The organism is Bovifimicola ammoniilytica (assembly GCF_025567085.1).
Classification (GTDB): domain Bacteria; phylum Bacillota; class Clostridia; order Lachnospirales; family Lachnospiraceae; genus Bovifimicola; species Bovifimicola ammoniilytica.
This window is the reverse complement of the sequence record NZ_JAOQJN010000001.1, coordinates 47,988-63,316: the sequence shown is the minus strand read 5'-3', so window position 1 is coordinate 63,316 and position 15,329 is coordinate 47,988. Positions and strand designations below refer to the sequence as shown.

Below are 15,329 nucleotides of genomic sequence, written 5' to 3'. Positions count from 1 at the left end.
TCTTTTTTGATTTTGCTTTATACCACACACTCAGTATTTCTATCTGTTTTTATTCTATTTAAATACAACAGATTTATCAATATAATCTAATTTTATTACAATATAAGGATAGGTTACCATCTGGCTGACCACCTCATTCTTCGATGGTCCAAGAAATTCTGTCTTAACATATATTCCGTTCTTCGTTTCATATAATTCGCTTACACCAATGCTATATCCCCCTGTCGGCTGACTTCCGTATCCGATTATTATGTACAGACTATCATTATCAATAAATGTCGTTTTAAACATATCCTTCTTGCGTTCATCGATAATAGTCTTTAATTCAACCGGAATACTCTCCTCAGGCACTACCGTAAAATCAACCTCCCCTAACTTCTTTTCATCATTTGATTCTATACTACACCCGGTCAGAACATTAGCACACATAAATATCCCAAAACATATCAGGATACCTGTAAGTACTCCTTTCCATTTCTTCACTTTTACTCCTCCACGCCTTAATTACTACTTTGCAAATGCATGCACATAATAATTTGCGGCCTCACTCGTATACTTATAATAATGTATGCTGTAAACTAATGGAAAATACCTTTAATATTTACAATTATCTGTCATATTTCTCTGTCTGTATGGTCTGGTAAAATATTATTAATCACATACTAGTTTCTCTGTCTGCAAAATCTTATAAGATATTTCTAGTTTCCCGCTAATATTTCTCTGCATACCGTAAGTTTGTTACATTCATCAGGGCTTACGCACCACTTAACTAACATTATCCTTCCTCTTTCTATTTCAATTGCGGTTATACATCTTGGGTGAATCAGGCTTCCCGAATTATAATAGTAACTGCCATTTTCAGGATAAGACGGTCTGTGCGTATGCCCTGCTATTGTGCTTATCCTGTGATAATCTGCCCATTTCTCCAGTTTCTCATTCTTACGTGCCTTCTTATAATTATCTGCCGGAGGAGTGTTCGGATTATTAAAACCCACAAGCTCTAATGGTGACCAGATATTTCTTACAAGCCACCTGCCCAACCTCCAGCATTTATCATTAATAAATGAACCCTGATGACCATGCAACAGAAATATATCCCTGTCATTAACTGTATCTTCCAATACGTAACTTTGTTTGACCTCAATATCTTCTAACATCGGAACAAATCTTTTCTCACGTATGCAATAATATTTATCTAAATGTTTATCAGTGAATTTCTTATTTCTTTTGACAATATCGTGATTTCCATATATCATTTTAAGCCTGCCCTCTTTATAGAACTTAGACATCAGCCAGAAAATCTCACCATAACGGTTAATGATATTGTCATAATTCTTATTCTCCCATAATTCGTCACCATCGCCCAATTCTATATAAGTAAAACCCTTTCTATAATAATATCCCAGAGCCGCAAATGTTATCTGTTCATTTCCCGCAAAATTATCATTCCATCTACCTGTTCCCCTATGACAATCACTCATAATCACTATTTTAGACGTGACATTTAATTTCATTCGTTCAGACTCCTTGTAAATGTGGTTTATCTTCCTGTCATAACTTCCATTTGGTCTAAAATTATTTGTACTCATAAATTTCCCCATAAACCAGCTATATTTCTCATATAGCCTTATTTATAATCTGACTATATTTTTTTGATATCCGACACATAATTTTATTAATTATATCTTCCAATATTGCAAAGCTTTCATAACTATCCGTTGATTTTCTTCCATATTCCAAGTGTCTGTACGCATATTCCATATAAATGTGGTGCTCTATACTTAATATAACCTATTTTATCTAATGTGTATTTGTATCTTCTGGTATATCGTCTGAATATCTTACAATTCTTCTTATTAATCTTCATTTTGAATCTGCTTCTTATACTCTTCTTAGAATCAGACTGTCTCGTAAATGGTTTCTCAAATCTTATTCTTACGGTATTTCTAAACACCGACATATTTCTCCTGTTATATCCTAATTTCCGAAGTGCATTAATAAATTGTATACACATCTGACCGTCTGGGAATACAATCTCTGCAATCATTGTAAGTTCAGCTGGCTTAGAATACTCTCCAAGCATAAAACCTGTTAGCCACCAATGGGTATCGTGCCGCCTTATCAGAACGTCTCTGTTCTTAATAAGAATAAAACTCATAAACAATTCTTCATCTTCCCTCGCACTGTCATAATGTCTGCCGTCCTTTGACGTATACACACCTATCTCCGCACCTGTTGTAATTCCATACTGACCTTTCCAGAATTCTATAAGCCATTTCTTTCCACCATAATCGAATTTCACAGGCTCACTGTCTATTATCATTCCAAATGATTCCGCCATCTCATCATATATATTTCTGTAGCCGAATTTTCTCTGCCACGCATTGTGCTTCGATATAAATATTTCCTGTTTCGGTTCGAATTCAAAACCTGAACCCGCAATCTCCTTATTAATACTCTCCACTTGTGCCATAGAATTATATTCAGGATAAAACTTTCTTCCTCTGCGAATATATACAAACCGTCTGATTATCAGGACAAACAATACGATAATTATTACACTTAAAAGTAGAACATATAACATTTCCTTTAATAACAACTCCAATAAAAAAACTCCCCTCTTAACATATTTTATAGTGAATATCTATAGCAATTATGAGTGTACTTCTACAATGCATATCACTAAATAATAAGCTCATTATACTGTAATATTATACTGCGATAGCAGCTTCATAATTAACTATACTTTCTATAATATATGTTATGAAAGAAGTCCTACTTTTGAGACTAATATATTCTATTTTAGATAATATAAAGTGAATATAGATTTATAACCCGGTTTTGCACATACAATTATAAGAAAATCGTCTGTATGGTAAATCAGCATATATAAATATTGAAAATTGTGTTTCAAATTGCTAATTTGTCGGTGTTGTATTTTTGCTCTTATGATTATTTGTATTCATTCAACATTCAGACAATTAAACAGAGATGTCCGTCTTTGACACACACTCGATTTATGACGAACCGTGTGGGAGTTAATGCCGGCATTAACAGAAGGGCGGTACAGTAAATCACCGTTCAAGCGAAGCGCGTTTGATATACTGTACCGTAATAAACTTTGTTAATGGCGGCATTTTACTCCCACTAGGTTAAGGAATATGAGAGCGTGTGTCATAGTCGGACATCTCTGCCTAATTGTCTGTCTGGTGAATATACACAAAATTTGAGCAAAAATAACAACACCTGACAAATTTATGCAATTCTTACAATAATTTTCAATATTTATATATGCTAAATTTACCTGAGCAGACGACTGTAAAATATATTTGTATGTGCAACTGGGTTATATAATCTAAATCTCAACTGTATTATCTAAAATAGAATCTATTAGTCCTATTGGATTGTACAATATGAGCTTGAAATATACCCTATTGTATTTGCATCAAGATATATAGCAATCCAGTTTGAATTACATTTATCAGGTGCAATTGTATATGTCGCTCCTGCTTTTGCTGTGCCTACCACATTGGCACCGACATCTGCGCTGAGTCTGACATTACAACTGCTGCTGATAACTGCTATTGTCCCATTAACTGTATTTCCTGCTGCCTGCTGTGGAGTCGTAGTCTCCTGATTCGATGATGACTTACCCGTAGTCGCAGCACCTGATGGTTTATTATATATGTATGGCTGTGTTTCTGTTGATACCTGTGACTCTATAACCTTCGTTGAAGTCTCTTTTGTAACTGATGTTTCTTCCATAATGTTTTCAGAATCCATGTTATAGTCTGATGTAGTTTCATTATCTATAGGAGTCTCATCTTTCTTTATCTCCTGACTCATTGAACTTTCAGCCTTAGTTTTGTTATTAGTATTTGTTTTATCATTATCTGTTAATAATACAATGCATAAAGTAAGACATATTGTCAGATTGACTACTAATGCCATTAATATAAAACTCTTTTTACTCATATTAACCTCATTTCTGAGCGACCTATCGCGAAGTGGCGACGAAAATCACTGATTTTCGTCTGCCATAAGCGCAATTTAATTTCGCTCTGCGAACAAATTGCTGTGTAAAAAATCAAATTATCATTTTGATTTTTTACACTAACCTCATTTCATTTAATCTTCATCATCATGATATTCTATTTCTTCGCCACGTTTGTAGACTCTCATATTGCCTACTGACTCGTGGAAGTCTGAAGTATCTGCTTCTTCTAAATATAAATCATCATTATATACGTCATCTTTTGCCTTAGAATTCTTTCTGCCCGCTGCCATATCCGGTGTCAGTCTCGAAATGTATTTTACACGCTTATTTGAACCGCTTTTCCTCGGATTACGCAAGCTCGGATTACTTAAATCAAGGATTCTGTCAGCATCTTCTAAAATCATCACGCCAAAGCCTATTAATACACAAAGTGCCGCAAATGTCAGTGACAACATTGCATATTTGTAATCCTCATTTTTTATCATAATTCCTGTCGCTGTAAATGAAATTATAATTAACAGCATTGACACAACATCTTTAACTGTTATTCTTGAATTCATTGATAATCGTTTCCTTTCATTTTATACTGTATTACGGGTATACACTATACCTGTTAAATCAACTGATACAATAACTAACTCAAAACATTTCATATGTATTAATGCCACCCTATTAAGGTGGCATTATATCTACAAAGGCGACATCAAGCACCTTTTACATTGTCAAATTCTATAGTTTCGTATATTTCCATTACCTCATCTTCCAGATTATCAAAATCATCTTCATCAGCGGCAAATGTAAATACATATGCATTATTCCCTATTACTGTAAAATACTGAAGAATACTGCAATTAATTCCTGACTCCTCACCTGAAACTTTACAGAAATATCCTTTTGCACCATCTATTGTTTTCTTATAGATATCATCAACATTGTAGTCTAATTCTGCATACTGATCCATTGATAAATCTTTATAAGACTCTAAGTCTAAGTCATAACCTTTTAAATCCTGTACAACAACATTTATGTTTTCAGCAAAATCACCATTCAGACCTGTACCATTATATGTGAATGCTATATCTACTACTGATGAACCCTTTGTCTTAGACCAGTCAGAACTTAATTTAACAGAATATCCATCTCCTGAATATGATTTCCATGATGATGTATTAGATGTTGAATTATTTTTCTTTGATGAATTATCTTTTGAAGAATTATCCTTCGAAGAGTTATTTTTTGAGGAATTGTTCTTTGAGGAACTGCTCTTCTTTGTTGTCTCTTCTTCATCATCTAAATCATAATCCGAATCATCATCTATGTCATCATCTGTTATGTCAAATATTTTATCCTTTGATGAATTCTTATCTGACTTCTTATCCTGTTTATCACTATTAGCACTTGTTCCTACTTTAACACTTCTGCCACAACCTGCCATCAAAAACATTACCATTGACAATACTAACATTGTAGCAAGTAATTTCATTCTTTTTCTCATATCTCTCTTTAACCTTTCGCCTTCTTAATTCATATTGTCATCATCGTCATCATCATCTATATCTGCTGACATATATTCACGACCTGAAACTCTCTTCTTAGTTCTCTCTTTTTCAACTAAGCCCGAAAGTTTATTTCGAACTTCATCGGCATTTTTAACTTTTTCAATGTAGAATACCGGAGTTGATTTATCAGCAGAATTAACTTTAATACTGCCTAATCCGAATATTCTCTGGCTTAATGGTTTCTCTAGAGTATTATCCATAATTCTATACAATCTGACTTCTTCCTCTTTCTTATTAAGAAAACCTGTACAAATAATCAGCTTGTCTTCATATAACTTATACTTTGTAAATGTCCATGGTAATCCGAAAATTATTCTTTTTCTGTCCTGCCATACTATCTTCTCTGCCATTTTCATATCCTCCTTTATCACATTGTTTACTATTTTAACATTTCATTTATCATATCTACTACTTCTTTACCAAGTTCATCAGATAATTTGGTAGCATCTTCAAGAGATGTTCCTTTAACACCATAGTAGAATTTAACCTTTGGTTCTGTTCCTGATGGTCTTACGCAAAGCCATGCATTATCCTCTAAATCATAATATAATACATTTGATGAAGGAAGTCCTGTAGGTTTTACTTCACCTGTAACCATATCTTTAATTGTATCTTTCTTATAATCTCTTGCTGACAATACCTTGTATTTACCGAATTTCTCAGGTGTATTATTTCTAAGAGTATCAAGAATCTCCTGAATCTTTGCAAGTCCCTCGATTCCCTTTAATGTAATTGACTGTATGCCATCTTTATAATAACCGTATTTCTCATACATTGCAATCATTGCATCCCATAAAGTCATATTCTTTGTCTTGTAATATGCTGCTGCTTCACAAAGTGCCATTGTAGCTACAATTGCATCTTTATCTCTTGCATGAGTACCGATTAAGCATCCATAGCTTTCTTCGAAACCGAATAAATATTCACCTTTACCACTCTGTTCGAATCTTAATATCTGCTGTCCGATATATTTAAAGCCTGTTAACACTTCAATTAACTTAACACCATAATATTCAGCAATTGCATCTGCCATATTAGTTGTAACGATTGTCTTAATTAATGCACCATCTTCTGGAAGACCATTTAATTCCTTAATCTGGCTTATCTCATAATCGGCTAAAAGGCATCCTGACATATTACCCGTAAGCGTAATATATTCACCTGTTTTATCATCTTTAACATATACACCTAATCTATCTGCATCAGGGTCAGTTGCAAGAACAAGGTCTGCGTCTTTCTCTTTAGCAAGCTTTAAAGCAAGTTCAAATGCTTCTGCTGCTTCAGGATTAGGATAGCTTACTGTTGGGAATTCGCCATCAGGAAGTTCCTGTTCAGGAACAACATATACATTTTCAAAGCCTAATTCTCTAAGAATTCTTCTTGCAGGAATGTTACCTGTTCCATGAAGTGGTGTATATACAATCTTTAAATCTTTCTGAACTGCATCTATGCAATCCTGATGTTTGACCTGTTTCTTAAGTGCAGCAATATATTTATCATCAATATCTGCACCAATAACATTATATAATCCTGCTTTTACAGCTTCGTCTTTATCCATTGTTTTAAGTGTAGCAAAATCTGTAACAGCCTTAACCTCTGCCATAATTCCTGTGTCATGTGGAGGTGTAATCTGTGCACCATCTTCCCAATATACTTTATATCCATTATATTCTGGTGGATTGTGACTGGCAGTTACATTAATACCTGCTATACATTTTAATTCTCTTACTGCAAATGATAATTCAGGAGTTGGACGGAGGCTTTCAAAAACATATGCCTTAATTCCGTTTGCATTTAAACATAATGCTGCCACATCTGCAAATTCAGGAGACATTCTTCTTGAATCATAAGCAATTGCAACACCTTTATCTGCGCCGCCGACTTTTAAAATATAATTAGCAAGTCCCTGTGTAGCTTTACGAACTGTGTATACATTCATTCTGTTAACACCAGCACCAATTATTCCTCTAAGTCCTGCAGTACCAAATTCTAATTCCTGGTAAAATCTTTCTTTAATCTCATTTTCATCATCACTGATGGCTTTTAATTCTGCCTTTGTCTCATCATCAAAACAAGTGTTGCTAAGCCACTCTTCATAAAGTTCTTTGTAATTCATCTTTTACCTCCTGTAACGCATCAATATATTTAATCGCCAATTAGCGAACCTATCAGTTTTGAATAATCAATCGTCTGATATGTAGTTGTCTGTGCTGTACTATTAGCTGACTTCTTAGAAGATGTCGTCTGCTTCTGATTTGATTTACTATTCGTATTATTTTTAGACGATGTATTTTTAGAAGTCTGGCTCTCACTTTCATCTGTACTGTCTTTCTCCGACTTAGTATCAGCCACAGATGTCTCAGTAGATTGTGTTAAGGAAATATTATATTCCTTAAAAATGTCCTGAACGTTTATTATCTGACTGTACGTATCATAACCCTTAGCTGATATCACTATCTTATGTGTACCATATGCCACATCAATTATATCCGAATAGTCCTTGACTACTCCGTCTATCGTAAGTTTTGCTCCTGCCGGTGTTATCTTAAATGATAATGTACCAAGCCTTACGGCATCTGATTGAAATTCTATAAGATTAACTCTGATTTCCTCATTGCTTTCTACTGAAATATCTTTAGAACCAGAGGTCTTATCCTTAGTTACTGTTAATGTATAATCTCCAACGGGTACCGGTATAACCATATTCTCCGTGATAAGTTGTACTATCTTCGAGCCTATCTCGACAAAACCACCCTCGAAGAAGGTTGTGCTGTCAAGTCTGACATAACCATGTCCTGTGGTAACTATTATCGAATCAAGCTGCTTATCCTTACCCTTTAGTGTAACTACATCAATACCTTCTAATTTATCAAGTGTTGTCTCCCTGTACTCATCAATTATAACTGTGTTGTCTGTATAACTGTATACAGAACTTCCTACAGTAAGTAACTTCTTCTGTGTATCGATTTTAAAATCTGTCACACCCTGGTATTCCCAGTCACCATCTGATACTTTTATCTTAGATAATTTCCTGTCAGCAGCAAATTCAATATCTACTACCTCTCCAATCTTTAATTGATTTACGGAAATCGCCTCATCATAACGGTTAGACACTTCCGTACCTCCCGTATAACTATATGTTATCTTAGAATCTGTACCAGTCTGTTGTAGAATCATAGTATGTTTATCCTTATCTACATCAATAACAACTGCCTGAAGTAATTTATCCGATTTGGAATCTTCACTTTTATCTGTCTTAGCAGTAGGCATAACCGGAATATCCACACCATTAGAGATAGTAGCTTTTTTACCACTTTTATCTCCTGTTGCAATCATAATTATAACTACAACAAAAATCGTTCCCAGAAAAACCATAATATATTTGAATGTTTTTTCCTTGATGTTCATCAGTTATCTCCTTAGTTATCAACTTACATAATCCTATTTATTATATAATATTCGTCTAATAAAGTCAAAAAAAACAATAATATTATTTTAAATTTAATAAACTGTTAATAAAATCTCTTCTTCTATCCTGATGTTCTATGACAGATTTAAGCTTTATTACGTCCTTGTCAGGTATCCATGCCTTATTATTATTGTTGTAATGATTGAGAATCTTCCAGTATTTCTCAGGATATTTAAACTTAAGAATAAGATACTTAAATTCTTCGGCAGTTATCTCCCTGTTTCTCCTGTATTCATTCAGAAGTTTCATTCCCAAATCCCTGTTCCAACTATGCTTCTCCATTACTTTTCGCATAAAATCATACAAATCCCTTATCTGTATACCGCATTTGCAATGCTCGAAATTAGTAACCATAAGCCTGTTTCCCGTAACTACAATATTATGATAGTTATATGCTCCATGAATTATTCTGCCTAATCTCATGCTGTCATCGATAAATTCATGTATTCTCTCATTATGCATCTGCTCTTCAACCTCGATGCCATCTTGATAAAATTTATCAAAACTAGATAAAATCAATAATTCGAACTCGTTCTTTCTTCGTTTATCCCTTATAAATGTTCTAGTTCTCTTCATTTCTTTATTATGCTTATCAAATTCGGGCTTCAACTGTCTGTACGATTCCTGAATATTAAAACATTCATTCAGATATTTCATATCATAAGCCATTTCATTCATGAGCAAATGAAGTTTACCAAGAACACCTGCTGCTTTTATTAAAAGCATAGTGTCTTTCTGTTCTAAATCTTTAGAGGCACACCATTTATGCATTACATATTTTCTGCCATCATCACTTTCATTAATAAGGTTACCATCAGAGTCTCTGACGATTTGTTCTACTTTTATCGATTCATTTTCACTTAATCTGTTTAATAAATCTTCTTCAAATTCCAAATGCTTCTTTGTCCCTTTGAATTCACGAAGCAGATAATATCCCTTATCGGTATCCAATAATGTAGCCCCTTTAGCTCTACCTGTCTTATTAACTATAAAATCATATCTGCATATGATTCCATTCCCCTTTTCACTCACACACAATCCTCCATTCCTAATACAGCCTCATATGCTATCTTATGAAACAGATTTCTTAAATATGTTAATAAGTGTTTCTTTATCATTTAACTCGTTATCCTCAAGCACTTTGTATAAAAGCATTTCTAATCCTGCGCCTACCTCTGCGCCTCTGCTCGCTCCTAATTCCATTAAGTCTCTTCCATTTACAGCTAAACCTCTTAGTGAAACACAATCTCCTTTATCATAGATATCTTCCCGTTCAGCCTGAATCTCTCTGATTCTATCACTATTTTCATCATCATATATTCTTCTGAATTCTAAATACATAGGATATATTTCTTCACCAATTTCATATATATCTCGTCTTATCTCACCACGATTTGACGGAATTTCTCTCTTCATGGCTGTTACGAGTGCCGAAACATTATTCACTGTTTTATTGTCGAACTTAAAACCTCTTAATATGTTTCGACATTCCTCCCTGTCAGTGTGTATCAGCACAGTAGCCCATCTGTAATAATGATTTGGTGGCATTTCACATAATTTACCAATAGTATTATCAAGCTCATCCATTTTCTCAAGCCTGTCTATCTCTTTAAATATAACATTTGTTATGCCTGTCTCGTAAGCAATTTTAAGTTTCTCAGGATGCTTTGATATGAGTAATTTCTCTAGTTCTGCCTGTATTCTTTCTTTACTGATTTTATTAAGATTCTCTGCCAATGTTACAATTGCATTCTTCGTCTCTTCTTCTATATCAAAGTTAAGTGCTGCAGCAAATCTGACAGCTCTTAATATTCTAAGTGCATCTTCATTAAATCTGTCAATCGGATTACCTACGCATCTTATAAGACCTCTTTCTAAATCGCCCACTCCGTCGAACTCATCTACGATTCCCTGACGGTCATTATACGCCATTGCATTTATAGTGAAATCTCTTCTCTTCAAATCTTCTATAAGGTTTCCTGTAAATTCGACACTCTTAGGATGTCTGCCATCTTCGTATTCTCCATCTATTCTGTATGTTGTGACCTCATAGCCGACACGCTCTATCATTACTGTCACCGTTCCATGAGCTATTCCCGTATCAATTGTCTTATGAAACAACCTCTTCACATCACCCGGCATCGCTGATGTCGTTATATCCCAGTCGTTAGGTTCTCTCCCGATAATCGCATCTCTTACGCAGCCCCCGACCGCAAATGCTTCATAACCATTATCTTCTAAAATTTTAATTATTATCTTTACACTTTTGGGTACGTTTATCTTAGTCAAATTATTCTCGCCTTTCTTACTAATTTACAATAATGTGTATAAACTTTAGTTTATAAGTTACTTGCGTACATTAGTTTATATGATACTTTCATACATTAGTTTATATATTTATATAATCGTGTATTAAAACACATTGTTACGATTAAACTGATTGTTATTTTATATGATATATGGTTTATTTTACTAATAATAGGTAGATTTTTCAATGCAAAGATTTCTTTTCTAATTCTCCTGTTTCATCAATGTATCTATAAGCACATAAGCAATTGGTCCTGTCACAATTCCAACTATACCAAATAGTTTATATCCTACATACATTGATATCAGGCTCATTATAGGAGAAATTCCAATCTGGTCGCCCATAAGCTTCGGCTCTGCAAATTCCCTTACCAGATAACAAATCACAAAAACTATAAATGTCACTCCAGCCTTAAAATAATTACCCAGAATAATGTAAATGATTACAAACGGAATTAATAAGATACCAACTCCAATTATCGGCAAAGCATCTAAAACGCCCACAAGTATCGCTATGAATAATGCATAGTTGTTCTTCATAATCATAAAACCAATAAAGCATATTACTGACGTTATAAGCATTATCACAAGCTGCGTTTTAATATAGGCAATGCATACTTTACCAACGCTTCCTGAAATACGTTTTAAATCTGTTATAAGGCGTTTGCTTTCCATATTTGAATTATCTGATTTTTTTCCCTCATTCATTAACATAAAATACGAAGTAACTATGGCTGTCAGAACAATAACAAACCATTCACCAAACATTACCACCGTACTTAATGATTTATTCATTATTGCATATCTGACATCGTGTGACTTGCTCATATCCGTAATTCCATCAATTCCTTTATTTATAACACCCTCGATTTTATCTTTATCAATCCCCGAATATTTTTCTGCCATACAACAGGTTTTATCCATTACTATATCCATTTTTTTCTCGTATTTGTCATAATTAGTAACCAGATTCTTAATCTGCCCTGTAGTCTTAATAACTATAATTGCAAGACCTATTCCGATGATGCTCACCACAATTGTAAGCAGAATTATTATAGCAACCCGTCTGTTAATTCTAAATCTTTCATTAACATATTTAACCATCGGTCTTATTAAATACGTAAGTAAATATGCTAATAAAAATGGAAAAAAAAGCGGCAACAGATACTTAAATGAAAAGTATGCTATTGCCGTAACCAATACTAATTTCAAATAATATTTTCCCTTATCAGATACCTCCATCTTCTCACTACCTCCATTATACTACTGTTAGTATGTTGTACGGATTAGTGCATTTTATTCTCATAATCCTGAAGTTCGTGAAAAATATTCTTAACATTTTATACCTTAAAGCGGTAGCCCACGCCCCATTGACATATCAGCTTTGCTGATATGGGCGCGACGTAGTCTGCGCATCCCCTGCGAAGCAGACTATATGGGGCATCTTTTATTCTTATACCTTAAAGCGGTAGCCTACGCCCCATATAGTCTCAATATACTGTGGTTTCGCAGTAGAGAATTCTATCTTCTCTCTTATCTTTTTGATATGAACTGTTACTGTTGCAATTTCGCCTACAGAGTCCATATCCCAAATCTTTTTAAATAACTCTTCTTTCGAAAATACACGATTTGGGTTCTGCGCAAGAAATGTAAGCAAATCAAATTCCTTAGTTGTAAATATCTTCTCTTCTCCGTTCAGATATACCCTTCTTGCTGTCTTATCAATCTTAAGACCACGAATTTCTATAATCTCATTTTCCTGAACGCCTGAGCCGATTAATCTTTCATATCTTGCTAAATGTGCTTTTACCCTGGCAACCATTTCGCTTGGGCTGAATGGTTTCGTTATATAATCATCTGCGCCTAATCCTAATCCTCTGATTTTATCAATGTCATCTTTCTTAGCAGATACCATAAGAATCGGTGTATTCTTCTTCTCTCTTACCTGCTTACATATTTCAAATCCATCAACTTCAGGCAACATAAGGTCAAGTAAAATCAAGTTGAAATCTTTCTCTAACGCAACTTTAAGTCCTGTATCTCCTGAATTTTCAATCTGTACTTCAAAACCACTTAATTCTAAATAATCCTTTTCTAATTCTGCAATGCTTTCTTCATCTTCTATTATAAGTATCTTACTGCTCATTCGTTTCTACCTCCGGTTCTACATATTTTCTTATTATAAAATGCATTATTGTTCCTGTGTCAATCTTACTGGTTGCCCAGATTTTACCGCCATGAACTTCGATAATCTTCTTAACTATCGCAAGACCGATACCACTTCCTCCCTGATTAGAATTTCTTGAAACATCAGTTCTGTAAAATCTGTCAAATATATACGGCAAATCTTTAGTTGCAATTCCTTTACCATTGTCTTCGATTTCAACGTGTATAAAATCATTGTCATCATTAATTCTGATATTCAAAGCACCTTTTTTATTACCTATATATTTTACCGAATTACTGATAATATTATTAATAACTCGCTTCAACTGTTCAGGATCCGCAATTATTACCGTATCTTTATCTACATAATTAAAATAATTAAGGGTAATATTTTTCGCCTCAAGCTCTATTGATATCTCCTCTGCACAGTCAGAAAAATACTCATCTACATTTACCTTTTTGAAATTATAAGGTATTCTGTTCGTATCAATCTTAGAATACATTGTCAGCTCACCAATAAGTCTGTCCATATCATTAGCTTTATTATAAATAGTTTTAATATATTTGTCCATTTTCTCAGGAGTATCCGCTACTCCGTCCATAATTCCCTCAACATAACCTTTTATGGCTGTTATCGGTGTCTTTAAATCATGGGAAATATTACTTATTAATTCCTTGCTTTCCTCATCATCTCTTATCTTATCTTCCGCCGATTCTTTGAGACGTTTTCTCATATTCTCAAAGTCATCACACAATGCACCAAATTCATCTTTACTTTCAGACTCTAACGTGAAGTCTAAGTCACCCTCGGCAATCTTCTTCGTTGCCTCGCCTAATTTATTAAGCGGTGTCATAACACTTCGGTTAATCCATAATGCAAGCAGGATTCCTGTCAATATTATAATTATAAATATTGCCACAAATACTTCAATAATCATTAATTTAACCTGTGGCATTATCCTGTTAAGTCCTGTCACAATGTAGGCACTTCCGCTTGTGCCATCATTAAATGAAAATGCTAACTGCTTAACAAGATATTTATAATCTCCATATATAAATGACGTACCAACATATGTTGCATTGCCTTCAAGACTTCCTCTATAATCAGGTAATTGTTCAATCAAGTCCTTATCGCTGGCCGGCTGGCCATTGAATATAACATTTCCCTGCTTCTTCACTATTAAAAATGAGTATTTCTCACTAAGTTCAGTATTAAGTCTTCTTAAATATGCTTCATCAGCTATTTTATCTTTATCATCATGAATTTTAGCGACAATATTTTCATATACGTCCTGTGTAAATTTACTATACAACCTTGTAGGATTAATAAGACTCTCAAATTCTACATTATCAATATTATATTTATTCTCAATACTCCTTATCTGAAAGCTGCTTATGCAAAAAATTACTCCTATCATAAATAAAATAGGAATAATCGTAATCACCGCAAAAGATAGTTTTATTTTACTCTTTAACTTCATACTATCTGATTCCACCTTAATTCTTTATCACATTTCTATTATTCACTACTAGGTATTGTATCATAGAATTAGTATGCTTACTAATAAACAATTGTGCATATTTATTAATTTTTTATAAAAAGAAGCATTTTATATACAGATTAAAGCATCAAAATGGCGGATTGCACCAACCATATTATCTGTCAGTTAATTTTCAAAGAATCTCTTATACACCTAATTCTATATATTATAAAACAGCTATCTGCTCTGCGTAAATTCATATTATTCATTCTAAATACTGACTAATATGAACAGCTCTAAGCAAATAGCTGTCTGTATATTCATATTTTTATTAATTAAAATATTTGTCT

General features: G+C 33.7%; 14 protein-coding genes. All 14 read right to left on the bottom strand.

Going from position 1 to position 15,329, the window contains the following annotated elements; all coding sequences use genetic code 11:
• Nucleotides 1–54: 54 nt before the first annotated feature.
• On the bottom strand, nt 55–483 hold the full coding sequence (locus OCV48_RS00310; RefSeq protein ID WP_147590796.1) for a protease complex subunit PrcB family protein: 429 nt from the start codon (nt 481–483) through the stop codon (nt 55–57).
• Nucleotides 484–698: 215 nt separating this feature from the next.
• A complete protein-coding gene (locus OCV48_RS00305) occupies nt 699–1,589 on the bottom strand; it encodes a metallophosphoesterase (RefSeq protein ID WP_147590795.1) in 891 nt (296 codons plus the stop codon).
• A gap of 122 nt (nt 1,590–1,711) precedes the next feature.
• Nucleotides 1,712–2,605 carry a DUF4474 domain-containing protein gene (locus OCV48_RS00300; RefSeq protein ID WP_021982327.1) on the bottom strand — a complete coding sequence of 298 codons (894 nt, stop codon included), beginning with the start codon at nt 2,603–2,605 and terminating at the stop codon, nt 1,712–1,714.
• A 791-nt stretch (nt 2,606–3,396) separates the two neighbouring features.
• Entirely contained in the window at nt 3,397–3,975 is a 579-nt protein-coding gene (locus OCV48_RS00295; protein WP_147590794.1) for an SH3 domain-containing protein, read from the bottom strand.
• 153 nt (nt 3,976–4,128) lie between these two features.
• Nucleotides 4,129–4,557: a hypothetical protein gene (locus OCV48_RS00290; RefSeq protein WP_021982325.1), complete on the bottom strand. Its 429-nt coding sequence runs from the start codon at nt 4,555–4,557 to the stop codon at nt 4,129–4,131.
• A 143-nt stretch (nt 4,558–4,700) separates the two neighbouring features.
• Nucleotides 4,701–5,492 (bottom strand): hypothetical protein, encoded by a 792-nt coding sequence (locus OCV48_RS00285; protein WP_147590793.1) that lies wholly within the window; start codon nt 5,490–5,492, stop codon nt 4,701–4,703.
• A gap of 24 nt (nt 5,493–5,516) precedes the next feature.
• On the bottom strand, nt 5,517–5,906 hold the full coding sequence (locus tag OCV48_RS00280) for a PH domain-containing protein (protein WP_317246796.1): 390 nt from the start codon (nt 5,904–5,906) through the stop codon (nt 5,517–5,519).
• Between the two features lie 29 nt (nt 5,907–5,935).
• A complete protein-coding gene (locus OCV48_RS00275) occupies nt 5,936–7,672 on the bottom strand; it encodes a phospho-sugar mutase (RefSeq protein ID WP_021982322.1) in 1,737 nt (578 codons plus the stop codon).
• Between the two features lie 29 nt (nt 7,673–7,701).
• Nucleotides 7,702–8,964, bottom strand: coding sequence for a peptidase associated/transthyretin-like domain-containing protein (locus OCV48_RS00270; protein ID WP_147590791.1), 1,263 nt, complete (start codon nt 8,962–8,964; stop codon nt 7,702–7,704).
• 82 nt (nt 8,965–9,046) lie between these two features.
• On the bottom strand, nt 9,047–10,057 hold the full coding sequence (locus tag OCV48_RS00265; RefSeq protein WP_262558467.1) for a protein kinase family protein: 1,011 nt from the start codon (nt 10,055–10,057) through the stop codon (nt 9,047–9,049).
• 39 nt (nt 10,058–10,096) lie between these two features.
• On the bottom strand, nt 10,097–11,314 hold the full coding sequence (locus OCV48_RS00260) for a CCA tRNA nucleotidyltransferase (RefSeq protein WP_021982318.1): 1,218 nt from the start codon (nt 11,312–11,314) through the stop codon (nt 10,097–10,099).
• Nucleotides 11,315–11,536: 222 nt separating this feature from the next.
• Entirely contained in the window at nt 11,537–12,574 is a 1,038-nt protein-coding gene (gene ytvI / locus OCV48_RS00255; protein ID WP_147590789.1) for a sporulation integral membrane protein YtvI, read from the bottom strand.
• A 211-nt stretch (nt 12,575–12,785) separates the two neighbouring features.
• Nucleotides 12,786–13,478, bottom strand: coding sequence for a response regulator transcription factor (locus tag OCV48_RS00250; protein WP_147590788.1), 693 nt, complete (start codon nt 13,476–13,478; stop codon nt 12,786–12,788).
• Nucleotides 13,468–14,979, bottom strand: a complete 1,512-nt coding sequence (locus OCV48_RS00245) for a sensor histidine kinase (protein WP_147590787.1) — start codon at nt 14,977–14,979, stop codon at nt 13,468–13,470. Before OCV48_RS00245 ends, OCV48_RS00250 begins: the two co-directional genes overlap by 11 nt.
• Nucleotides 14,980–15,329 lie beyond the last annotated feature (350 nt).

Excerpts from the sequence above, each read along its gene's own strand:
- OCV48_RS00305 (WP_147590795.1), bottom strand. The coding sequence starts at position 1,589 with ATGAGTACAAATAATTTTAGACCAAATGGAAGTTATGACAGGAAGATA.
- OCV48_RS00295 (WP_147590794.1), bottom strand. The coding sequence starts at position 3,975 with ATGAGTAAAAAGAGTTTTATATTAATGGCATTAGTAGTCAATCTGACA.
- OCV48_RS00290 (WP_021982325.1), bottom strand. The coding sequence starts at position 4,557 with ATGAATTCAAGAATAACAGTTAAAGATGTTGTGTCAATGCTGTTAATT.
- OCV48_RS00285 (WP_147590793.1), bottom strand. The coding sequence starts at position 5,492 with ATGAGAAAAAGAATGAAATTACTTGCTACAATGTTAGTATTGTCAATG.
- OCV48_RS00280 (WP_317246796.1), bottom strand. The coding sequence starts at position 5,906 with ATGGCAGAGAAGATAGTATGGCAGGACAGAAAAAGAATAATTTTCGGA.
- OCV48_RS00275 (WP_021982322.1), bottom strand. The coding sequence starts at position 7,672 with ATGAATTACAAAGAACTTTATGAAGAGTGGCTTAGCAACACTTGTTTT.
- OCV48_RS00270 (WP_147590791.1), bottom strand. The coding sequence starts at position 8,964 with ATGAACATCAAGGAAAAAACATTCAAATATATTATGGTTTTTCTGGGA.
- ytvI (WP_147590789.1), bottom strand. The coding sequence starts at position 12,574 with ATGGAGGTATCTGATAAGGGAAAATATTATTTGAAATTAGTATTGGTT.
- OCV48_RS00250 (WP_147590788.1), bottom strand. The coding sequence starts at position 13,478 with ATGAGCAGTAAGATACTTATAATAGAAGATGAAGAAAGCATTGCAGAA.
- OCV48_RS00245 (WP_147590787.1), bottom strand. The coding sequence starts at position 14,979 with ATGAAGTTAAAGAGTAAAATAAAACTATCTTTTGCGGTGATTACGATT.